At 70.5% G+C, this 20,060-nt stretch carries 20 protein-coding genes; 11 read left to right on the forward strand and 9 right to left on the reverse strand.

All coding sequences use genetic code 11. From position 1 onward, the window contains the following. Positions 1 to 68: 68 nt before the first annotated feature. Positions 69 to 590 (forward strand): cysteine dioxygenase family protein, encoded by a 522-nt coding sequence (locus E5N76_RS13545; protein ID WP_149537835.1) that lies wholly within the window; start codon positions 69 to 71, stop codon positions 588 to 590. A 106-nt stretch (positions 591 to 696) separates the two neighbouring features. Here E5N76_RS13545 and E5N76_RS13550 read toward each other — a convergent pair whose 3' ends face one another. From E5N76_RS13550 to serB, 3 genes are all read right to left on the reverse strand, one after another. Beyond that, positions 697 to 2,469 carry an adenylate/guanylate cyclase domain-containing protein gene (locus E5N76_RS13550; RefSeq protein ID WP_149537836.1) on the reverse strand — a complete coding sequence of 591 codons (1,773 nt, stop codon included), beginning with the start codon at positions 2,467 to 2,469 and terminating at the stop codon, positions 697 to 699. A gap of 118 nt (positions 2,470 to 2,587) precedes the next feature. Next, positions 2,588 to 3,370 (reverse strand): enoyl-CoA hydratase/isomerase family protein, encoded by a 783-nt coding sequence (locus E5N76_RS13555; protein WP_149537837.1) that lies wholly within the window; start codon positions 3,368 to 3,370, stop codon positions 2,588 to 2,590. Between the two features lie 187 nt (positions 3,371 to 3,557). Further along, a complete protein-coding gene (gene serB, locus E5N76_RS13560; RefSeq protein ID WP_149537838.1) occupies positions 3,558 to 4,451 on the reverse strand; it encodes a phosphoserine phosphatase SerB in 894 nt (297 codons plus the stop codon). Positions 4,452 to 4,480: 29 nt separating this feature from the next. Here serB and miaA point away from each other — a divergent pair, with 29 nt between their 5' ends. The 8 genes from miaA to E5N76_RS13600 all read left to right on the forward strand — a co-directional run bounded on the left by miaA (position 4,481) and on the right by E5N76_RS13600 (position 14,025). Further along, positions 4,481 to 5,422, forward strand: a complete 942-nt coding sequence (gene miaA / locus E5N76_RS13565) for a tRNA (adenosine(37)-N6)-dimethylallyltransferase MiaA (protein ID WP_149537839.1) — start codon at positions 4,481 to 4,483, stop codon at positions 5,420 to 5,422. 85 nt (positions 5,423 to 5,507) lie between these two features. After that, positions 5,508 to 7,301 carry an acetolactate synthase 3 large subunit gene (locus tag E5N76_RS13570; protein ID WP_149537840.1) on the forward strand — a complete coding sequence of 598 codons (1,794 nt, stop codon included), beginning with the start codon at positions 5,508 to 5,510 and terminating at the stop codon, positions 7,299 to 7,301. A 141-nt stretch (positions 7,302 to 7,442) separates the two neighbouring features. After that, on the forward strand, positions 7,443 to 7,961 hold the full coding sequence (gene ilvN, locus E5N76_RS13575) for an acetolactate synthase small subunit (RefSeq protein ID WP_149537841.1): 519 nt from the start codon (positions 7,443 to 7,445) through the stop codon (positions 7,959 to 7,961). A gap of 594 nt (positions 7,962 to 8,555) precedes the next feature. After that, entirely contained in the window at positions 8,556 to 9,572 is a 1,017-nt protein-coding gene (gene ilvC, locus E5N76_RS13580) for a ketol-acid reductoisomerase (RefSeq protein ID WP_149537842.1), read from the forward strand. A 173-nt stretch (positions 9,573 to 9,745) separates the two neighbouring features. Further along, a complete protein-coding gene (locus E5N76_RS13585) occupies positions 9,746 to 10,081 on the forward strand; it encodes a GNAT family N-acetyltransferase (protein WP_187830151.1) in 336 nt (111 codons plus the stop codon). 35 nt (positions 10,082 to 10,116) lie between these two features. Next, positions 10,117 to 11,046, forward strand: coding sequence for an allantoinase PuuE (gene puuE, locus E5N76_RS13590; RefSeq protein ID WP_149537844.1), 930 nt, complete (start codon positions 10,117 to 10,119; stop codon positions 11,044 to 11,046). Positions 11,047 to 11,167: 121 nt separating this feature from the next. Beyond that, positions 11,168 to 12,157, forward strand: a complete 990-nt coding sequence (locus tag E5N76_RS13595) for a tripartite tricarboxylate transporter substrate binding protein (protein WP_187830152.1) — start codon at positions 11,168 to 11,170, stop codon at positions 12,155 to 12,157. A gap of 275 nt (positions 12,158 to 12,432) precedes the next feature. Beyond that, positions 12,433 to 14,025: a 2-isopropylmalate synthase gene (locus E5N76_RS13600; RefSeq protein WP_149537846.1), complete on the forward strand. Its 1,593-nt coding sequence runs from the start codon at positions 12,433 to 12,435 to the stop codon at positions 14,023 to 14,025. 30 nt (positions 14,026 to 14,055) lie between these two features. Here the strand turns inward: E5N76_RS13600 and E5N76_RS13605 are convergent, their stop codons facing one another. The 3 genes from E5N76_RS13605 to E5N76_RS13615 form a co-directional block, all read right to left on the reverse strand. Beyond that, the gene (locus E5N76_RS13605) at positions 14,056 to 14,265 is read right to left on the reverse strand and encodes a NepR family anti-sigma factor (RefSeq protein WP_149537847.1); all 210 of its coding nucleotides are present in this window, start codon (positions 14,263 to 14,265) and stop codon (positions 14,056 to 14,058) included. A 182-nt stretch (positions 14,266 to 14,447) separates the two neighbouring features. Next, the gene (locus tag E5N76_RS13610; RefSeq protein WP_149537848.1) at positions 14,448 to 15,044 is read right to left on the reverse strand and encodes a sigma-70 family RNA polymerase sigma factor; all 597 of its coding nucleotides are present in this window, start codon (positions 15,042 to 15,044) and stop codon (positions 14,448 to 14,450) included. Positions 15,045 to 15,121: 77 nt separating this feature from the next. Continuing rightward, positions 15,122 to 15,637 carry a sigma-70 family RNA polymerase sigma factor gene (locus tag E5N76_RS13615; RefSeq protein WP_235907700.1) on the reverse strand — a complete coding sequence of 172 codons (516 nt, stop codon included), beginning with the start codon at positions 15,635 to 15,637 and terminating at the stop codon, positions 15,122 to 15,124. A 158-nt stretch (positions 15,638 to 15,795) separates the two neighbouring features. Between E5N76_RS13615 and E5N76_RS13620 the strand changes: the two genes are divergently transcribed. Continuing rightward, positions 15,796 to 16,551, forward strand: coding sequence for a PhyR family response regulator anti-anti-sigma factor (locus E5N76_RS13620; RefSeq protein ID WP_149537850.1), 756 nt, complete (start codon positions 15,796 to 15,798; stop codon positions 16,549 to 16,551). Positions 16,552 to 16,613: 62 nt separating this feature from the next. Continuing rightward, the gene (locus E5N76_RS13625; protein ID WP_149537851.1) at positions 16,614 to 16,778 is read left to right on the forward strand and encodes a DUF1328 domain-containing protein; all 165 of its coding nucleotides are present in this window, start codon (positions 16,614 to 16,616) and stop codon (positions 16,776 to 16,778) included. A 173-nt stretch (positions 16,779 to 16,951) separates the two neighbouring features. Here E5N76_RS13625 and E5N76_RS13630 read toward each other — a convergent pair whose 3' ends face one another. The 3 genes from E5N76_RS13630 to E5N76_RS31040 are packed head-to-tail and all read right to left on the reverse strand — an operon-like array spanning position 16,952 to position 19,853. Then, the gene (locus E5N76_RS13630; protein ID WP_149537852.1) at positions 16,952 to 17,437 is read right to left on the reverse strand and encodes a CinA family protein; all 486 of its coding nucleotides are present in this window, start codon (positions 17,435 to 17,437) and stop codon (positions 16,952 to 16,954) included. Continuing rightward, entirely contained in the window at positions 17,437 to 17,901 is a 465-nt protein-coding gene (locus E5N76_RS13635) for a phosphatidylglycerophosphatase A (protein ID WP_149537853.1), read from the reverse strand. The genes E5N76_RS13630 and E5N76_RS13635 overlap by 1 nt, the downstream gene beginning before the upstream one ends. After that, a complete protein-coding gene (locus tag E5N76_RS31040; RefSeq protein ID WP_149537854.1) occupies positions 17,898 to 19,853 on the reverse strand; it encodes a lytic transglycosylase domain-containing protein in 1,956 nt (651 codons plus the stop codon). Before E5N76_RS31040 ends, E5N76_RS13635 begins: the two co-directional genes overlap by 4 nt. Between the last annotated feature and the right edge of the window lie 207 nt (positions 19,854 to 20,060).

A 20,060-nucleotide genomic window follows, 5' to 3' on the forward strand; every position in this document is an offset into this window, starting at 1 on the left:
TAGCATCCCATTCCGGCGGCCGGATCCGGTCGCGCGCTCTTCCGCCAGATTGGATGTGATTTCCCGACATGCTGACCACCCGCTGTCCCGGCCTGCGTGACCGCCTGATCGACCGGGTGGCGGAGGCCGCGCGGGCCCCGATGGCGGAGCGGCCGGCCGCGGTGGCCGAGGCCCTGGCCGAGGCGGCGACGGCGCCCACCCTGCTGGACGGGCTGGAATGCCCGGAGGACCCGGCGTGCTATTGCCGGCACCTGCTGCATGCCGATCCGGCGGGTGCCTATGCCATCGTCGCCCTGGTCTGGCGGCCGGGGCAGATGAGCCCGGTGCACGCCCATCGCACCTGGTGCGCGCTGGCGGTGCATCAGGGGCTGCTGACCGAGACCTTCTACCGCGCCCCGGAGGCGGGCAGCGAGCCGGAGACGCTGGCTGCGCTGCTGCGCCGCCCCGGCGAGGGCAGCCATGGCCCGGCCGACCCGGCGAAGCTGCATCGCATCGCCAATCTCGGCTGCCGCACCGCGGTGTCCATCCATGTCTATGGCGCGCGCTATGAGCGCTTCGGCCAGGATGTGAACCTGGTCTACGCCGCCTGAGGCGCTGGGGCGGGATGCGTCACAGCCGTGCACGCATCCCGCTCCGGCTCTTCGTCCGGCCGCGCGATCCACGCTTCCGGTTGATTCAGCCTCGAGCGATCGCGCGCTAATCCGGCAGGCCGGCCGCCCGCAGCAGCGTCAGGAAGCGTTCCAGGATCGGGCCGCTCAGCGCCGAATGCGCGGCGAAGACGGAAAGGCGGAAGCCCGGCTCCTGCCGCAGCAGCCGGGCCGCGCGCTCGCGTGCCTCGTCTTCCTCGCCCAGCGCCACCAGCGCCGCCATCAGCGCCCGCTGGTTCGAGACGCAGGTGGGGTTGCGGCGCTCCGTCCGGCGGCCCCACTCCACGGCCTCGGCATATTGCCCGCCGATCAGGTAGGTCAGGGTGATCGCATGCTCATAGAGGCTGGCGAGGCGGGCATGCGGGGAAAGCCGCAGCGCCTTGTGTCCCGCCTCCACCCCCATGCGCCAATCGCCGCGGCAGGCGCGGATGAAGCCGGCAATGCCCCAGGCGAGGGCGCAATTCGGCCCCGCCGCCGTGGCGCGGTCGATCAGCAGCTTCGCCGTCTCGTAATCCCGCTTGGCGAAGCAGAGCATCAGCGCCTGGATGGCCAGCGCCACCGCGTCATGCGGGTCCCGCTCCAGCGCCGAGGCGGCGAGCTGCGCCACCTCCGGGAATTCGGCATAGGGGTTGGGCGACCAGCCCTGGTTGATGCGCACCATGTGCCACAGCGCGGCGTGGGAGCGCGGCTTGGCCCAGTCCGGCGCGGCGGCGATGGCCTGTTGCAGCAGCCCGCGGGCGGCATCGAAGCTGTCGCGCTCGACGCGGTGCATCACGTCCAGCGCCTGCAGCAGGTAGTCATAGCCCGTCATGCTGTCGGGCGCCTTGCGCATGGCCTGGCGCAGCTCCCGCTCCTGCACGCTCGGCGCCAGCAGGGCGACCAGCTCGGTCGCGATGCGGTCCTGCATGTCGAACAGGTCGCGCGCCGCGCCGTCATGCCGGTCGGCACGCAGCACCGCGCCGGTGGCGGCGTCGCACAGCTCCGTGGTGATGCGCAGCTTCTCGCCGGCCCGCCAGGCGCTGCCGGTCAGCACATAGCGCACGCCGAGATCCTGGGCGACCTGACGCGGATCCACCACGCGCCCGGCATAGGCATGGGTGGCGGCGGTGGCGATGACGAACAGCGCCTCGATGCCGGAGAGCACGCTGACGATGCCCTCGATCAGGCCCTCGGCAAACCAGGCATCCTCCGGATCGGCACCGGGCGGCAGGCGGAAGGGCAGCACGGCGATGGAGGGCAGCGCCGGCAGTTCCGGCTCCTCCGCCGGCGGGGCGGGGCGGCGGCCGAGGGCGAAGGCGCGGGCGGGGCGGCGGATATGCTTCAGGCTGATCTCGCCGAGGTCGAGCAGCGGCAGCGGCGCGTTCGCGCCAAGCTGTTCCGCCACCTCGGCCGAGACGATCACGCCGCCGGGTTCCGCCAGGGCCTGCAGCCGCGCGGCGAGGTTGACCCCCTCGCCGAAGACGTCATGCGGCTCCACGATGATGTCGGCGTAGTTCAGCCCCATGCGGAAGGCGATCGCCGGGCCGCTCTCATGCGCCGCGGCGCCGGCGATGCGGTCCTGGATCTGCAGCGCGCATTCCGTCGCCTGCAGCGCGCTCTCGAAGGTGGCAAGGAAGCCGTCGCCGGTGTTCTTCACGATGCGCCCGCCGCGGGCGGCGAGCAGCGGGCGGACGATGCCGTCCATCAGCGCGGTGAAGCGCAGATGCGTCGCTTCCTCGCCATTCTCCATCAGCCGCGTATAGCCGGCGATGTCGGCCGCCAGCACCGCCAGGAACTGGCGCTTGCTGGCGAGGTTTGTGGCCAGGGGAAAGGTGGCTGACATGGGGTCCCACTGCCTTGCAGCATGGCGGGGCGGGAGGTTCGCGCGAACCCGCCCGCTTGTGCATCATCTTTTGCTAACAATCGCGTGAAGTCCAGGGCCGATGGCGGCCCGGCGCGGCTCAGCGGCCGCGGAAGACCGGTGGGCGCTTCTCCAGGAAGGCCCGCATCGCCTCCCGGCTGTCTTCGTAGGTAGAGAGCTGCGCCGTCATCTCCTGTTCGAAGCGATAGCCGTCGCGCAGGCTGGACCATTCGATGGTGTTGGCCGTGTGCTTGGCCAGGCGCGTGGCGATGGGGCTCTTCGAGGCGATGTCGCGGGCCATGGCCAGCGCCGTCGGCAGCAGCTCCGCGGGCGGCAGCACGGCCTCGACGATGCCGAGGCGGTAGAGCTCCGCGGCCGGGACGCGGTAGCCGGTGAACATCATGCGCCGCAGGGTGGAATGGCCGAAGAGCCGCATGGCATGGCGCCCGCCGCCCATCAGCCCGACATCGATTTCCGGCAGGCCGAGCACCGCGGTCTCGGAGGCGAAGAGGATGTCGCAGGAGGCGACCAGGGCCAGACCGGCGCCGAGTGCGGCGCCATTCACTGCGCCGATCACCGGCTTCCGGCACTCATAGACCGAATTATAGCATTCCCGCGCCCGGCGCAGGTGCTGCAACCCGTCCCCCGGCTGGCGGGTGGCGGCACCGGCGGCGCGGTCCTTCAGATCGGCGCCGGCGGAGAAGACGCGGCCAGCGCCGGTCAGCACGGCGCAACGTATGTCGTCCCGTTCGCCGATGCGGTCGAAGGCCAGGGCCATCTCCTCGTTGAACTGCCTCCCCTGGGCGTTCACCGGCGGGGCATCCATGGTGACGAGGGCGACGTGGTCCTCCACCGTCACCTTGATGAGCTGCAGGTCGTCCATGGCGTTTCTCCTCTTCCGGCGGTGCGGCCTGTGTCCCGCCCGCGAAGTTCGCCGCCAGCGGCGGCCAACGGAGCGGACCGGCAGGCCGCTGAAAATAGAGCTGGTGGTCCGAGCCGAAGGGCGCCGCGGAGGCGGCGAACTGCGGAAGCGGGACACTAGCGATGGGCGGCGCCACGTCGAGAGGGGATCAGCCCGGTAGGATCTCCGTCGCGCGGTAGCCCTGGAAGAACAGCAGGGTGCGCAGATCCGTATGGTCCACCCGCGCCCGGGCGGCGGCGGCAACCACCGGCTTGGCCCGGAAGGCGACGCCAAGGCCGGCGGCCTGGATCATCGCCAGGTCGTTGGCCCCATCGCCCACCGTCAGGGCGGCGGAAAGCGGCAGCCGCAGCTCCGCCGCCAGCCGCTTCAGCGTCGCCAGCTTGGCGTCGCGGTCGAGGATCGGCTCCGCCACCTTGCCGGTCAGCTTGCCATCCGCCACCAGCAGGGTGTTGGAGTAATGCGCATGGAAGCCGAGCTTTTCCGCCACGCGGCCGGTGAAGAAGGTGAAGCCGCCGGAGACGATGGCGCAATGCGCGCCATGCGCCCGCATGGTCGCGACCAGGGCGGCGGCGCCGGGGGTGATGCGGGTCTCGGCCCAGGTGCGGTCCAGCGCCTCGGTGCCGAGGCCCTGCAGCATGCCGACGCGCTCGATCAGCGCCTGGCGGAAATCCAGCTCGCCATTCATGGAGCGGCGGGTGATCTCGGCGATCTTTTCCTTCAGCCCGGCATAGGCGGCCAGCTCGTCCAGCGTCTCGCTGGCGACGATGGTGCTGTCCATATCGGCCAGCAGCAGGGATTTGCGGCGGCCCTCGGCGGGCTGGGCGTAGAGGTCGATGGCGGCGCCGGCGAGGGCGTGGCGCGCGGCCTCCATCGCCTGGTCGGCGGCGAGGCCGGTGAAGGGCAGGTCCGCCGCCTCTCCCGGCGCCAGCCAGTCCGGCGTGCCGGGCACGGCGCCCAGCGCCTCCAGCGCGCTGCGGAGGCGGGCGAGGTCCGGCGCGGCGAGGCCGCCCGGGGGGGCGGCGAGGGTGAGGATCTGGGACATGGCGCGGCGGATATGCCGGGGGGGCGGGCGTGACGCAACCGCTGGCCCTGCTGGTGGCGGGCCCGACCGCCAGCGGCAAGTCGGCCTTGGCCCTGGCGCTGGCCGAGCGCTTCGGCGGCACCATCATCAATGCGGATTCCATGCAGCTCTACCGGGAGCTGCGACTGCTGACGGCGCGGCCGACCCCGGAGGAGGAGGCGAGGGTGCCGCATCGCCTCTATGGCGTGCGGCCGGCGGCGGCGGCGGCGAGCGCCGCCTGGTGGCGGGAGCAGGCGCTGGCGGCGATGGCGGCGGCGCGCTTTCCCATCCTGTGCGGCGGCACCGGCCTCTATTTCGCCGCGCTCCGCCAGGGGCTTGCGGCCATTCCGCCGGTGCCGGGCTGGGCGCGGGAAGAGGCGCGCAGCCTGCTGGCGGCGGAAGGCCCGGCGGCGCTGCATGCCAGGCTGGACGCGGAGACCGCCGCCACGCTGCGGCCGAGCGACAGCCAGCGCATTGCCCGCGCCTATGAGGTGTGGCGTGGCACCAGGCGCGGCCTGGTGGCCTGGCAGGAGGTGGCGCCCAACGCGCCGCCGGCGCCCTATCGCTTCGCCGCCATCCTGCTGGATCCGCCGCGGGAGGCGTTGCGGGCGGCGATCATCCGCCGCTTCGATGCCATGCTGGCGGGCGGCGCGATCGAGGAAGTGCGGGCATTGGTGGCGTTGGGCCTCGACCCCGCCCTGCCGGCGATGCGCGCGCATGGGGTGCCGGAGCTGGCGGCCTACCTCACCGGGGGGATGAGCCTGGAGGCGGCGCGGGAGCGGGCGGTGCTGAACACCGGCCAGTACACCAAGCGCCAGGCCACCTGGTTCCGCCACCATCCTTTGGCCGATACGCAGGACACGCATATCATCCATGCGCGTATCGGGGGCTTGGCGCAATTTCCGGAAAGAGAAATAGAGAAAATCTTCGCATTTGTTGAGGGGCGGCGTTGACGTGCTGCGGCGCGGGGGCTAACCACCTTAACCTCGCCGCGGCCGGGCTCTCCCGGCGCGGCGAATTGTTTCAGGGAAACCGCCCATGTCCACCAACGCCCAGACGAAGACCGAGGCCCGCACCATGACCGGTGCGGAGATCGTCCTCCAGGCGCTGAAGGATAATGGCGTAGAGGTCATCTTCGGCTATCCGGGCGGCGCGGTACTTCCGCTCTACGACGCGATCTTCCAGCAGAACGCCATCCGCCACATCCTGGTGCGGCATGAGCAGGCGGCGGTGCATGCCGCGGAGGGCTATGCCCGCTCCACCGGCAAGGTGGGGGTGGTGCTGGTCACCTCCGGCCCCGGCGCGACCAATGCCGTGACCGGGCTGGTGGATGCGCTGATGGACAGCATCCCGGTGATCTGCCTGACCGGCCAGGTGCCGACGCACCTCATCGGCAACGACGCCTTCCAGGAGGCGGACACCACCGGCATCACCCGGCCCGCGACCAAGCACAACTACCTGGTGAAGGACATCACGAAGCTGGCCGGCACGGTGCACGAGGCCTTCTACGTGGCGAAATCCGGCCGGCCGGGCCCGGTGGTGATCGACCTGCCGAAGGACATCCTGATCGGCAAGGGGCCGTACACGGAGGCGCCGCAGACCGAGCACCGCAGCTACCGGCCGCAGACCGAGCCGGACCCGGCGCAGATCAAGGCCGCCGTAGCGCTGCTGAAGGGGGCGAAGCGGCCGGTGCTGTACAGCGGCGGCGGCGTCATCAACGCCGGGCCGGAGGCATCGCGGCTGCTGACGGAATTCGTCCGCGCCACCGGCATGCCCTGCACCAACACGCTGATGGGCCTCGGCGCCTTCCCGGCGAGCGACCCGCATTTTCTCGGCATGCTGGGCATGCACGGGACCTATGAGGCGAACCTCGCCATGCATGGCTGCGACGTCATGCTGAATATCGGCGCGCGCTTCGATGACCGGGTGACGGGACGGCTGAACGCCTTCTCGCCGAACTCGAAGAAGATCCACGCCGATATCGACCCCTCCTCCATCAACAAGAACGTCAAGGTGGATGTGTCGATCGTCGGCGATGCCGGCGCGGTGCTGCGGGCGCTGCTGGAATGCTGGCAGGCGGATGCGCAGCCGCAGGACCGCACGGCGCTGGCTGAGTGGTGGCGGCAGATCGATGCGTGGCGCGCCACCAACTGCCTGCAGTACCGGCAGGCGAGCAGCATCATCAAGCCGCAGCACGCGGTGAAGCGGCTGTACGAGATCACGCGGGAGATGGGGCGCGACACCTTCATCACCACGGAAGTCGGCCAGCACCAGATGTGGGCCGCGCAGTATTTCGGCTTCGAGAAGCCGAACCGCTGGATGACCAGCGGCGGGCTGGGAACGATGGGCTACGGCCTGCCGGCCGCGATGGGCGTGCAGATCGCGCATCCGGACGCGCTGGTGATCGACATCGCCGGCGAGGCCTCCATCCTGATGAACATCCAGGAGATGGGCACGCTGGCGCAGTACCGGCTGCCGGTGAAGATCTTCATCCTCAACAACGAATATATGGGCATGGTGCGGCAGTGGCAGGAGCTGCTGCATGGCAGCCGCTACTCCGAAAGCTACTCCGCCGCGCTGCCGGATTTCGTGAAGCTGGCGGAGAGCTTCCATGCGCGCGGGCTGCGGGTGACGCGGGCCGAGGACCTCGATGCCGGCATCCGCGAGATGCTGGCCATCCCGGGCCCGGTCATTGCCGACATCGCCGTGGCGAAGGACGAGAATTGCTTCCCGATGATCCCCTCCGGCGCGGCGCATAACGAGATGATCCTCGGCGCCGGGCAGAGCGGCGGCGTCGCGGGCGTGACGGATGAGGGGAAGGTATTGGTCTAGCGACGCGGCCCGACCGCCGGAGCACCCCCACCCCAACCCTCCCCCGCAAGGCGGGGGAGGGAGGGGCCCGCGCCCGGAGGGCGTGGGAGGGTGGGGGTGGACCAACGCCGACACCCACCCTCTCGCCTGAAGAACGACCCCATGTCCGACCCCAGCTACCGCAACGCCACCATCGCCGTGCTCGTCGAGAACGAGGCGGGCATCCTCGCCCGCGTCGTCGGCTTGTTCAGCGGCCGCGGCTACAACATCGAAAGCCTGACCGTCGCGCCGGTGGACGAGGCCCGCCGCCTCTCCCGCATCACCATCGTCACCTCCGGCACCGACATGGTGATCGAGCAGATCAAGGCGCAGCTCGACCGGCTGGTGCCGGTGCACAAGGTGAGCGACCTGACGCTAGAAGGCCCGCATCTCGCGCGGGAGCTCATGCTCATCAAGGTGGTGGGCAAGGGCGAGAACCGGATGGAGGCGCTGCGCCTCGCCGATGCCTTCCGCGCCCGCGTGGTGGACGCCACCACCGAAAGCCTGGTGTTCGAGATGACGGGGGCCGGCGACAAGCTGGACGCCTTCATCGAGCTGATGCGGCCGATCGGCCTCGCCGAGGTCACCCGCACCGGCGTGGTCGCCATCGCGCGCGGCCCACGCAGCCTCTCAGGAATATAGCCCATGGGCGAGGCAGAGGCTCCTGATCCCAAAATCCGAGCCGATATGCTCAAATCGCTGCACGAGGATAATAAGAATTTCGTTCGGCACTATGAGCTGGCTCGATACCAGATTACATCGGCGCATATCGCTGCACTGGCTGCCTTTTGCGCCTGGGCGTCGCCTCAGAGGTACCAAACGACGCACCCTGTTGCTGGAACTGCTCGCGAGACACTGCCGGCATGTGAGATCGCGTTCTTGGTTGGGCTTGTCATGTTGGCGCTCATCGTTTTTGTGGAGCGGGCGCGGAAAAAGCATCTCAGTGTCGCTGGTCCCATTCGATCTGAAATCGGAAGACTAATAGGTAAGATTGGAGAAGACCAAATCGAGGTAAATGCGCTCTACCAGAGAAGATTTGGAGGATCCCCAGATAGAATATCTTTAGCATTTTTCTACATCAATCTAGCTTCGACTGCCCTTGCTTGTACTTATCTTTGTTGGATAGGGCAGACTCTTTCTTGGCGGTGGTTGGGTAGAATTTTTTTGGTGAGTAATTTCCTCTGCGCTGACTTCCGTCAGTGCGGAAACGCGAGTGCAGGAAGGAGAACTAGAACGATGCGCGTGTATTACGACCGCGATGCGGATGTGAACTTGATCAAGGCGAAGAAGGTCGCGATCATCGGCTTCGGCAGCCAGGGCCACGCCCATGCCATGAACCTGCGCGATTCCGGCTGCGCCGATGTCGCGATCGGCGTGCGCCAGGGCGGCTCCTGGAAGAAGGCGGAGGCCGCCGGCTTCAAGGTGATGATTCCGGCCGAGGCGGCGAAGTGGGCCGATGTGGTGATGGTCCTCACCCCCGACGAGCTGCAGGGCGACCTGTACCGCGAGGCGCTCGGCCTGAACATGAAGGATGGCGCCGCGCTGGCTTTCGCCCATGGCCTGAACGTGCATTTCAACCTGCTCGATCCGCGCCCTGATCTCGACGTCTTCATGATCGCGCCGAAGGGGCCGGGCCACACCGTGCGCTCCGAATACCAGCGCGGCGGCGGCGTGCCCTGCCTGGTCGCGGTGGCGCAGAACCCCTCGGGCAATGCGCTGGAGATCGCGCTTTCCTACGCCTCGGCCATCGGCGGCGGCCGCGCCGGTGTCATCGAGACCACCTTCAAGGAGGAATGCGAGACCGACCTGTTCGGCGAGCAGACCGTCCTCTGCGGCGGGCTGGTCGAGCTGATCAAGGCCGGCTTCGAGACGCTGGTCGAGGCCGGCTACGCGCCGGAGATGGCGTATTTCGAGTGCCTGCACGAGGTGAAGCTGATCGTCGACCTCATCTATGAGGGCGGCATCGCCAACATGAACTACTCCATCTCCAACACCGCCGAGTTCGGCGAATACGTCACCGGCCCGCGCATCATCACCGCCGAGACCAAGGCGGAGATGAAGAAGGTGCTCGACGACATCCAGTCCGGCCGCTTCGCCCGCGACTGGATGCTGGAGAACCGGGTGAACCAGGCCAGCTTCAAGGCGACGCGCCGCCGCCTGGCGGAGCATCCGATCGAGGAAGTGGGCGAGAAGCTTCGCGCCATGATGCCCTGGATCAAGCAGAACGCCCTGGTCGACAAGGCGAAGAACTGAGGGGTACCCATGGCGGCGGGCCGCTCCATCCTGGTCCGCCCCGTGGGGCCTGAGGATCGCGCCGCGGTGCTGGAACACACCGCGGCGCTGAATGCGCTGGAACAGGGCCTCGCCGGCGACCGAACCTGGCGTCGGACGGGGCGGAGGCGGCGCTGGACCACATTCTCGGCCGCGTGGCCCTGACCGGCGGCAGGTGCTGGGTGGCGAAATGGGGTGGCCAGGTGGTCGGCCATCTCTGCCTGTTGCTGGACCGGCTGCCCGCCCATATCGCTGCGGAGCATCGTGCCGTCGGCTATGTCAGCGACGCCTATGTGCAGGAGGGAATGCGCGGCCGCGGCATCTTCCGCGCCCTGCTGGCGGAGGCTGAGCGCTTCGCCCTGACAGCGGACGCGACGCGGCTGTTGGTGGGCGTGCTGGCCGGCAATGCGCGGGCGGAGCGGGCCTGGCGCTTCGCCGGCTTCCGCCCCTATGCGCTGGATCTGGTGAAGGAGCTGAAGCGCTCCGCTTGACCCGGCGGGCGCGGGCGGGGGAGGCTGCGGGCGCCATGACCCAGCCCCCGCATATCCTCGCCGGCGAGACCGAGCATCCCCGCGATTTCCGCGGCTATGGCGCCAATCCGCCGGATCCGCGCTGGCCGGCCGGGGCGCGGCTGGCTCTCTCCTTCGTGCTGAATTACGAGGAGGGCGCGGAGAACACCGTGCTGAACGGCGATGCCGGCAGCGAGCTCTATTTGCATGAGGTCCCGGGCGGCACGCCGCGGCCGGAGCGTGACCTCTCCACCGAAAGCCAGTTCGACTACGGCGCCCGGGCCGGCGTCTGGCGGGTGCTGCGGCTGTTCGCGGAGCGGAACCTGCCGCTGACCATCTACGCCGTCGGTCGGGCGCTGGAGCTGAACCCGGACGTGGGCGCCGCCTTCGCCGCGGCGGGGCATGAGGTAGCAAGCCATGGCTGGCGCTGGATCGACTACCGGCAGGTGCCCGAGCATATCGAGCGCGCCGGGATCGCCCGCTGCGTGGAGGTGATCCGGCGCGTCACCGGCCAGGCTCCGGTCGGCTGGTACACCGGCCGCATCAGCCTGCGCACCCGCCGCCTGGTCGCCGAGCATGGCGGCTTCCTCTACGAGAGCGACAGCTACGCCGACGACCTGCCCTATTACGTGCAGGCGGCGGGCAGGCCGCTGCTGGTGGTGCCCTACACCCTCGACAACAACGACATGAAATTCGCCGTACCACCCGGCTTCACCGCCCCGGATGGTTTCGCCCAGTACCTGACCGATGCCTTCGACACGCTGTACCGCGAGGGCGGGCGGATGATGTCGGTGGGGTTGCATTGCCGGCTGGTCGGCCGCCCCGGCCGCGCCGCGGCCCTGGCCCGCTTCCTCGACCATGTGGCGCAGCACCCGGATGTCTGGGTCTGCCGCCGCGCCGAGATCGCCCGGCACTGGCTGGCGACGCATCCGCCGCCGAAATCCTGACCGGTCCTGTTTCGCCCTTCGGCGGCACGGCCGTAGAATGACCGCCGCGCGGCGAGAGAACATGCCGCGCCGCCGGGAACATGGCCTGTCCGCGTCTGATCTGCCGCGAAAGGGCCGAAGCATGAGGAATCACCGCGCCACCGCCAGGGGGTTGCGCCGCCGGGGACTGCTCGGCTTGCCACTGGCCGGCCTCGCCGCCCCGGCACGCGCCCAGCAGGGCCGCACGCTGGAGCTGATCGTCCCTTATCCGCCCGGGGGCGGCAACGACATCGGCGCCCGGGCCCTCGCGCCGCTGCTGGAGCGCGAGCTCGGGGCACCCGTGGTGGTGCTGAACCGCGCCGGTGCCGCCAGCCAGATCGGCATGACCCAGGTCGCCCGTGCCCGCCCGGACGGGTTGACCATCGGCTACGGCCTCTGGCCGCAGACCACCACGCTCTATCTCGACCCTGCGCGCCAGGCGACGTTCGACCGGTCGAGCTTCACCCCGCTTGCGCTCCATGTGATCGACCCCGGCGCCGTCGTGGTGCGTGCCGACAGCCCGCTGCAGAGCCTCGCCGACATGGTCGGGACGGCGAAGGCGCGGCCGGATGATCTCCGCATATCGGATAACGGGCTGCTGGGGCATGAGCATCTTGCTTCCATCCAGCTGCAGCGGATGGCCGGTGTCGCGTTCAACCAGGTACATTTCAACGGCGCCGGCCCGGCGCTGACCGCGCTGCTCGGCGGCCAGATCGAGGCGGGCATCTTCGCGGTCGGCACGGCAAGCGTGCAGACGCGCCAGGGCGCGGTGCGCGCGCTCGCCGTGCTGGCGCCGCAGGAGAGCCCCTTCCTGCCCGGCGTGCCGACGGCGCAGGCGCAGGGCTACGACATCATCGCCGGCTCCACCCGCGCCTTCGTCGCCCCGGCCGGGCTGCCGCCGGAGATCCGGGACCGCCTGGCCGGCGCGCTGGAACGCGCCATTGCGACGCCGGAGCACGTGGAGAAGATGCGCCAGCTCAACATCCCCATCACCTTCCAGGGCCCCGCCGGCTTCGCGGCGTATTGGGAGGAGGAGGAACGCACCCTGCGCCCGCTCATCGCCGAGCTGACGCGGGAAGGGCGGACGCAGTAGCGCCTCCGCACGGCGGCGCAGGACCGGATCCCCGCTTGCACCCGGGGCCCGGGCCGGTCTAGGGTGCCGCCTGCATGACCACGCGCGCCTTCCCTGCCGGCCTTCTCCGCGGCGTTGCCGCCGGGGCCCCCGCGCGCCTGCCGTCCGGCCTCCTTCTCCTTCGACTTAGCCGCCCCTGGGCGTGACGCCCGGCTGACCGGCCGGACTTCGCTCAGGGGAACCCTGGGGCGCCGTGCGCGCCGCCCATTCGGCACCGTCAACGAAGGAACGTCACCATGGCGATCAACCACCCCAGCTTCGGCACGCTGGACGACAACCGCATCATCTTCTTCGACACCACGCTGCGCGACGGCGAGCAATCCCCCGGCTTCTCCATGAACATCGAGGAGAAGCTGCGCATGGCGGAGGCGCTGGCCGAACTCGGCGTCGACGTCATCGAGGCGGGCTTCGCCATCGCCTCCCCCGGCGACTTCGAGAGCGTGCAGTCCATCGCCCGCAAATTTGCCAAGGACGGCCCGGTGGTGGCCAGCCTGTCGCGCGCCAACGCCGCCGACATCAACGCCTCCGGCGAGGCGCTGAAGGGCGCCGCGCGCAAGCGCGTGCACATCGTGCTGGCGACCAGCGACCTGCACATGCGGGTGAAGCTGCGGATGAGCCGGGACGAGGTGCTGGAGGCGATTGAACGCAGCGTGACGCTCGGCCGCAGCCATTCCGACGACGTCGAATGGTCCGCCGAGGATGGCAGCCGCACCGATCCGGACTTCCTCTGCCGCTGCGTCGAGACCGCGATCAAGGCCGGCGCCACCACCATCAACATCCCCGACACGGTCGGCTATTCGATGCCGGAGGACATGGCGCGGATCTTCCGCGACCTGCGCAACCGGGTGCCGGGCATCGAGAAGATCGTGCTCTCGGCGCACAACCACAACGACCTCGGCATGGCGGTGGCGAACACCGTGGCCGCCATTCAGGCCGGGGTGCGGCAGATCGAGAGCACGATCAACGGCATCGGCGAGCGGGCGGGCAATGCCAGCCTGGAGGAGGTGGCGATGGCGCTGCGCACGCGCCATGACGCGCTGCCCTTCCGCACCGGCATCACCACCCAGCGCATCCTGAAGACCAGCAAGCTGCTGGCGACCATCACCGGCTTCGACGTGCAGCCCAACAAGGCGATCGTCGGCCGCAACGCCTTCGCGCATGAAAGCGGCATCCACCAAGACGGCGTGCTGAAGGATGCCTCCACCTACGAGATCATGACGCCGGAGAGCGTCGGCTGGTCCACCAACTCCCTGGTGCTGGGCAAGCATTCCGGCCGGGCGGCGTTCCGCGACAAGCTGAAGGCGCTGGGCTATGGCGACCTCGGCGACAACGCGGTGAACGACGCCTTCCGCCGCTTCAAGGAACTCGCCGACCGCAAGAAGGTCGTCTATGACGAGGATGTCGCGGCGCTGGTGGATGACGAAGTCGTCCGCGGCAATGACCGGGTGAAGCTGGTCGGGCTGACGGTGGCGACCGGCCTCGGCGTGCGGCCGATGGCGACGCTGGCGCTGGAGGTGGATGGCGAAAGGCGGGACGGCATGGCGACCGGCGACGGCGCGGTGGACGCCACCTTCATCGCCATCCGCCAGGCCTTCCCGCACGACGTCACGCTGAAGCTCTTCGCGGTGCAGAGCGTGACCGGCGGCACGGATGCGCAGGCGCGTGTCACGGTGCGGCTGGAGGAAGGCGGCAAGCTGGTGGACGGCCAGGGCGCCGATACCGACACCATCGTCGCCTCCGCTCGCGCCTATGTGCATGCGCTGAACAAGCTGCTGGCGAAGCGGGAACGGACGGCACCGCCGGAATTCCAGAAGGCGCTTTCTGCCTGAGGTCACGGCCCCGCGGCAGGCGCCGCGGGGTTATTCCTTGGCCGCCCTCTCCCGCGCCGCACGGTCCTCCTCGATGAGCTTCAGCAGCGCATCGGGGATGGGCTCGTTCGCGACATTGTCATATAGCTGGTGCAGCCCGCGCTGCAGCCACAGGTCAAAGGCCTGTTCCACGCCCTGCTCCTGCCGGCCGCCGGGTCTTTCGCCTGGCTCGCCCGGCCGCTTCTGCTCTGCCTTGCTCATCGGCCTACCTGCCGGGCCCTTTCGCTGCGGGACGCGCTGGCGATTGCGTGCCCCATTCTTGCAACCTAGAACAAGAATTCTTCCGGCGGAATCGCCCGCTGGGAGGTCCCGTTCCGGCAAAAAAGCCAAGCACTCAAGCGGCCCGGACCCGGCCGGGCGAGGCCACCCGGCCGGGTGTGGCATTAGACATTGGCACGATCCGCGCCAATGCCCGGCGTAACAATATCGGGAAGGCGGCGGTCCCGGTCGGGCCGCGGCGCCGGCCGCTCCTCGCCCTCCAGCCAGGCCTGAAGCTGGCGGCGGGCGCGGAAGACCCGGCTCTTCGCCGTGCCCACGGCGCAGCCCGTGGCTTCCGCCACTTCCTCATAGGAAAGGCCCTGCAACACCACCATGAACAGCGCCTCCCGCTGATCCGCCGGCAGGCGGCCCAGCGCGCGGCTCAGCTCCTTCAGCACCAGCCTGTCGTCATGCGCGGCGCCCACCGCGAAGAGCGACATCGGCAGGTCCTCGATATCCGTCGTCTCCCGCTGCCGGCGCAGCGTGCTGATGAAACGGTTACGCAGGATGCGGTGCATCCAGGCGGCGAAATTGGTGCCGGGGGTAAAGCTGTCCTGCGCCGCCAGCGCATTCGCCACCGCATCCTGCACCAGATCCTCGGCGGCAGCGCGGTTCCGCGTCAGCGCCAGCGCCTGGACCCGGAGCTTCGGCAGCAGGGCGACGAGCTGGCCATGGAACTCGCCGCGCCCGGCCTTGGCCTTCTCGGGCTGGATGCTGGTCATGCCGTCCATTGTGCTGCTCCCTTGCCTCATGCCCTGAAAGATGATCGGCAGGGGCGCAGAGTTGCATCGCGGCGCGGTTACTCGATCACGGCTCCGAGAGTGGCGGCGAGGAGGCGGCGGCCGCGGGTGACGCGCGCCTTCATCGTGCCGACCGGCACGCCGCAGATTGCCGCCGCATCCGCATAGGCCATGCCCTGCGCGCCCACCAGAATTACCGCTTCCCGCAACAGCGGCGGCAATTCGGCCAGCGCCCGGGCGAGATCCCGCAACCTGCCCGGTTCCTCCTGCCGCGGCGCCGTCGCCTGTTCCGTGGCGGTGGAATCCGGCAGGGCCGATTCGCGTCGGCGGCGACGAAGCTGTTCATGGAAGGCGTTCCGGATGACGGCGAGGCACCAGGGGCGCAACTCGATTCGGCCGTCGGCGAATTCCGCCTCATGTTCCTCGAGCTTGCGCAGCGTGCGCAGCACGGCTTCCTGCACCAGATCGTCGGCTTCGGCAGGATTGCCGCAGAGGTAGCGTGCAAAGGCCCGAAGTTCCGGCAACAATGCCGCGAGGCGGTCCCGCTGCGGCAGGGGCGTCCCTTGTTCCGTCACCGGCGGACCAATATCAACGGAACGTGGCGAGGGCGAGCATGCGGGGCTGGTATAAAGGATGACATCCTGGGGAGCGAGCACGGCACGATGCCTTGGGCAGCAGTAACATTCGGGCCCGGACCCTGGCGTCCGGCCGCTACGCCGATGAGGGTGTGCGCATGAGCGCGACGGATCGCACCGCGGTGATCCGCGCCCTGCCTTATGCCCGCCGCTATGCGCGGGCGCTGCTGGGCAGCCAGCCGCGCGGCGACACGGCCGTGGCGGAGGCATTGCGCCAGGTGCTGGTCGGGGACGCCGCCGCGCTGCAGGATGATGCCGCGGCGCGCGCCGCGCTCTATGCCGCGATCGGCGATACGGTGCGCCAGGCGGAAGCGGAGAGCGGGCTGGACCTGCACGACATTTCCCTGCTGCAGCGCATGCTGCTGCTGCTGACCGCGCTGGAGGAACAGCCCCTGAGCGAGGCCGCCGCCGCCTGCCGCATCACCCCGGCGGCGGCGGAGCTGGAATTGCGCCTGGCGCGGGACGGGCTGCGCAGCGCCGCCGCCGCGCGCGTGCTGATCATCGAGGATGAGCCGATCATCGCGCTCGATATCCAGGAGCTGGTGGAGCGCAGCGGCCATAGCGTGGTCGGCATCGCGGCGACCGAGGCGGACGCGGTGGCGATCGCCATGGCGGAGCGGCCGACGCTGGTGCTGGCGGACATCAACCTCGGCTCCGGCGGCGATGGCACCGCGGCGGTGGCGCGCATCCTGCGCGATGTCGCCGTGCCGGTGATCTTCGTCACCGCCTTCCCGGAACGGCTGCTGACGGGCGAGGCAGTGGAGCCCGCCTTCGTCATCACCAAGCCCTTCGACCCCACCACCCTGGCGGTGGCCACCTACCAGGCGGTGACGCGCGGCGTGCGGCCGCTGTAGCGGCGGCGCAACCAGGGTGCTTGCCTCGCGTTCTCCCGGCGCATCCGCCTCGGGAGACCGCCATGCTTTACTGGACCCTGATCTTCCTCGTCGTCGCGCTGGTGGCCGGGCTATTCGGCTTCGGCGGCATTGCCTCCGCTTCGGCGGGAATCGCGAAGGTGCTGTTCGCCATCTTCATCGTGCTGTTCCTGGTTTCGCTGATCTTCGGCGCGGTGCGCGGAGCATAGGGAGCGGATGGGGGCTCTGCCTCCATGCTCCCAGCCTCTCGGTGCGAGTCGGCAGATTGAACCAGCAGACTCGGACCGGGGTCCGGGGCCAGGACCTGGCCCCGGCGGGAGTGCAGAGGGCAGCGCCCTCTGCCGGGGGCATGGGGGCGGAGCCCCCAATTTCCTGAAGCGCGCTATCCCAGCGCCCGCGCCAGCCCCAGCGCCTCCGCCACCGTCGCTGCCCGGACCGAATCGCGCCCCCCGGGAAAGACCCGCCGCAGCACCCGCGTCTCTCCATCCGCCCGCGCCGCGCCGATGAAGACCAGCCCCACCGGCTTCCCCGGCGTTGCCCCGCCCGGGCCGGCGATGCCGGTGCAGCTCACCGCCAGCCGCGCGCCGCTGCGCCGCAGCGCGCCTTCCGCCATGCGCCGCGCCACGCTTTCGCTGACCGCGCCGTAACCTTCCAGCACGCCCCAGGGCACGCCCAGCACGTCGCGCTTCGCCTCATTGGAATAGGTGACGAAGCCATGCGTCACCACGGCGGAGCTGCCGGGAATCGCCGTCAGCGCCGCGGCGATCAGCCCGCCGGTGCAGCTTTCCGCCGTCGCCAGGGTGGCGCCCCGGGTTTCCAGGAATTCCAACAGGGCCCGTGCCTGCTCCAAGGTCTCTGGCGGCAGCATCACAGCGGCATCTCCGGAAAGGCGGCGCGCAGCGCTAGCAGCAGCAGCGCCGCGATGGCGCCGGCCAGCACATCATCCAGCATGACGCCGAGCGCGCCATGCCGGCGTTCCGCCCAGCCCACCGGGCCGGGCTTCAGGATATCCAGCAGGCGGAACAGCAGGAAGGCCAGCGCCGCGCCCAGCAGCCCGGCCCCGGCCGGCAGGGCGGCGAGTGCCAGGGCCTGCCCCGCCCCCTCATCCACCACCACCCAGCCGGGATCGGCGGTGCGGTCCTCGCCCAGGATGCGGTCGATCGCCCAGAGCCCCGCCAGCGCCAGCGCCAGGCCAAGGCCGAGGCAGGCCAGCGGCCCCAGCAGCATGGCCGGCAGCACCAGGGCGGAGCCCCAGCTTCCTGGTGCCGGCCGCAGCCTTCCGATGCCACCCATCGTCGCCACCGCCATGGCGAGGCCGAAGCCAGGGCTCATCCGCCGTCCCGCAGCCAGGCCGTCATCGGATGGTCCAGCCCGGCGGTGGCGGGGGATTGAGCGCGATAGATCGCCAGATTCTCCAGCACGCGCTGCACGTAATTGCGGGTTTCTGAGAATGGGATCTGCTCCATCCAGTCCAGCATGGTCGGCCCGTCCATTCGCGGGTCGCCATAGCTGCCCAGCCATTCATCCACCCGGCCCGGCCCGGCATTGTAGCCGGCGACGGCGAAAGGCAGGGCGCCACTGAAGCGCAGCAGCAACTCGTCCAGGTAGGCGGCGCCGAGGCGGAGATTGTGCGCCGGGTTGGCCGTCAGCATCGCCGTCGCATGCCGCAGGCCGAGCCGCCTGGCGACCGCCTGGGCGGTGCTGGGCAGCAGCTGCATCAGCCCGCGGGCATTGGAGGAGGAGACGGCCTCCGGGTCGAAATTGCTCTCCTGCCGGGCGATGGCCTGGACCAGGGCGGGCTCGGGCGCTTCGGGCGGGGCGGGGTAAGGGCTGGGCCAGCCTTCCCGCGGCAGCATCAGCCCGGCGGCCCCGGCGCGGCGCGCTACCCACACGGCATGGTCCGGCCGGCCGATGCGGTGGGCGAAGCGCACCACCTCCGCCTTCGCCGCCGGCTCCACCGCCAGCTCCTCCAGCCGCAGCAGGAAGATGCGGGCGCGGCGGGCCTCGCCCAGCTCCGCCAGCACGCGGCAGAGCTGGGCCAGCTCATGCGCCTCGATCCCGGGCGCCATGCCGGGCTGCGGCAGGGCGGCGAGGCGGCGGGCGAGGCGGGCGCCGTTCTCCCCCAGCGCCAGGGCGGCGAGCTGGCCATAGAAGGCGGTGGGGAATTCCGCCGCGGCGGCGAAGCGTTGCCGGGCCCGCGCCTGCTGCCCCTGGGCCAGGGCGGCGCGGCCCTGCCAGTAGAAGCTGCGGGCGCGGGTGATGGCGCTACGGCTATCCTCCCCCAGCAGGGCGAAATGCCGCTCCGCCACCACCGGCTCCCCCAGCTTGCGCAAGGCGAGGAAGCCGGCGAGGAATTCCGCCTCCTGCCGCGGCTCGCCGGCCGCCTGGATGCCGTGCCGGGCGCAGATGGCATAGGCGGCGCGCGGGTCGCCCAGGCGCAGCAGCTTGCGGGCGAGGATCTGGCGTTCCGGCCAGGAAGCGCGGGCGGCGGCTTCGTTGGGAGGCGCGCGGAGGGCGGCCCAGCAGGCGGCGGCCTCGGCATCCTGGTCGCGGCGGCGCAGCCAGCGGGCGCGCTCGGCGGTCAGCGCGGCATCCCCCGGCGCGGCGCCGGCCAGGGCGGGCTGGTCGGCATCCGGTCGGTCCGCGGCATAGGCCAGGCGGGCGGCGGCGAGTCCCTGGCGCTCCGGCGCCAGCAGGGGCAGCACCCGGGCGGCGCCGCTGAAATCCCGCGCCAGGGCCAGGCGGTCGAAGCGGCGCCAATGCTGCTCCGGCTGCAGCAGCCCGGCGGCGCGGTCGCGGTAGGCAGGCTCGGCGGCCAGGTCGCCGGGGGTTTCGGCCCAGCCGGTGCGCAGCACCTCGGCGGCCTCGGTGGGCTTGCCGGCGCGGGCCAGCGCTTCCGCCAGGCGCTGGAAACCGTCCAGGCTGCGCGGGGCACGGGCCGCGAACCATTGGGCGACGAGGCCGTCATCCGGTTCCAGCAGGAGGGCTTCCTCGGCACGGCGGCCCAGCGCCTCCTGCGCCGGCCAATCCGGGTTGCCGAGGGCGAAAGCGGTGATCTCCGCCGCTGCGGCGCCGCTGCTGCGGGATTGCAGCTTCAGCCAGGCGATGTACTTGGCCAGCAGCGGATCGGCGCCGGCGGCGGTGGCCTCGGCTTCCGGCCAGCGCTGGGCATTGGCCAGGGCGATGGCCTGGCGGCCGGCGGCGCGCATGGCCTCCGTCTGCGCACGGGCGGGGCGGGGCAGGGCCGCGGCAAGCGGCAGGGCGAGAAGGGCGCGGCGGCGCATCCCCGGCTTCTATCGCAGATCGGGGAGAGACGGGAGCGGGGATGCTTGCCAGGGGCTCTGCCCTCTGCCCCCCCCCGCCGGGACTTGCCGGCACTGCCGGCAATGCTCCCCTCCCCCAGGACCCCGCCCCGAGTTGGCGCGCGGATTTCCGCAAGCGGGCAGTTTCGCAGGGTGGCGATCTGCCCTATTTTCCGCGGTCCCGCCCAC

Source organism: Siccirubricoccus phaeus, from assembly GCF_008360935.1.
GTDB lineage: Bacteria > Pseudomonadota > Alphaproteobacteria > Acetobacterales > Acetobacteraceae > Siccirubricoccus > Siccirubricoccus phaeus.

What these genes read in the sequence shown, in the direction of transcription:
- E5N76_RS13545 (WP_149537835.1), top strand. Translation starts at nt 69, where the DNA reads ATGCTGACCACCCGCTGTCCCGGCCTGCGTGACCGCCTGATCGACCGG.
- E5N76_RS13550 (WP_149537836.1), bottom strand. Translation starts at nt 2,469, where the DNA reads ATGTCAGCCACCTTTCCCCTGGCCACAAACCTCGCCAGCAAGCGCCAG.
- E5N76_RS13555 (WP_149537837.1), bottom strand. Translation starts at nt 3,370, where the DNA reads ATGGACGACCTGCAGCTCATCAAGGTGACGGTGGAGGACCACGTCGCC.
- serB (WP_149537838.1), bottom strand. Translation starts at nt 4,451, where the DNA reads ATGTCCCAGATCCTCACCCTCGCCGCCCCCCCGGGCGGCCTCGCCGCG.
- E5N76_RS13570 (WP_149537840.1), top strand. Translation starts at nt 5,508, where the DNA reads ATGTCCACCAACGCCCAGACGAAGACCGAGGCCCGCACCATGACCGGT.
- ilvN (WP_149537841.1), top strand. Translation starts at nt 7,443, where the DNA reads ATGTCCGACCCCAGCTACCGCAACGCCACCATCGCCGTGCTCGTCGAG.
- ilvC (WP_149537842.1), top strand. Translation starts at nt 8,556, where the DNA reads ATGCGCGTGTATTACGACCGCGATGCGGATGTGAACTTGATCAAGGCG.
- puuE (WP_149537844.1), top strand. Translation starts at nt 10,117, where the DNA reads ATGACCCAGCCCCCGCATATCCTCGCCGGCGAGACCGAGCATCCCCGC.
- E5N76_RS13595 (WP_187830152.1), top strand. Translation starts at nt 11,168, where the DNA reads ATGAGGAATCACCGCGCCACCGCCAGGGGGTTGCGCCGCCGGGGACTG.
- E5N76_RS13600 (WP_149537846.1), top strand. Translation starts at nt 12,433, where the DNA reads ATGGCGATCAACCACCCCAGCTTCGGCACGCTGGACGACAACCGCATC.
- E5N76_RS13605 (WP_149537847.1), bottom strand. Translation starts at nt 14,265, where the DNA reads ATGAGCAAGGCAGAGCAGAAGCGGCCGGGCGAGCCAGGCGAAAGACCC.
- E5N76_RS13610 (WP_149537848.1), bottom strand. Translation starts at nt 15,044, where the DNA reads ATGACCAGCATCCAGCCCGAGAAGGCCAAGGCCGGGCGCGGCGAGTTC.
- E5N76_RS13620 (WP_149537850.1), top strand. Translation starts at nt 15,796, where the DNA reads ATGAGCGCGACGGATCGCACCGCGGTGATCCGCGCCCTGCCTTATGCC.
- E5N76_RS13625 (WP_149537851.1), top strand. Translation starts at nt 16,614, where the DNA reads ATGCTTTACTGGACCCTGATCTTCCTCGTCGTCGCGCTGGTGGCCGGG.
- E5N76_RS13630 (WP_149537852.1), bottom strand. Translation starts at nt 17,437, where the DNA reads ATGCTGCCGCCAGAGACCTTGGAGCAGGCACGGGCCCTGTTGGAATTC.
- E5N76_RS13635 (WP_149537853.1), bottom strand. Translation starts at nt 17,901, where the DNA reads ATGAGCCCTGGCTTCGGCCTCGCCATGGCGGTGGCGACGATGGGTGGC.
- E5N76_RS31040 (WP_149537854.1), bottom strand. Translation starts at nt 19,853, where the DNA reads ATGCGCCGCCGCGCCCTTCTCGCCCTGCCGCTTGCCGCGGCCCTGCCC.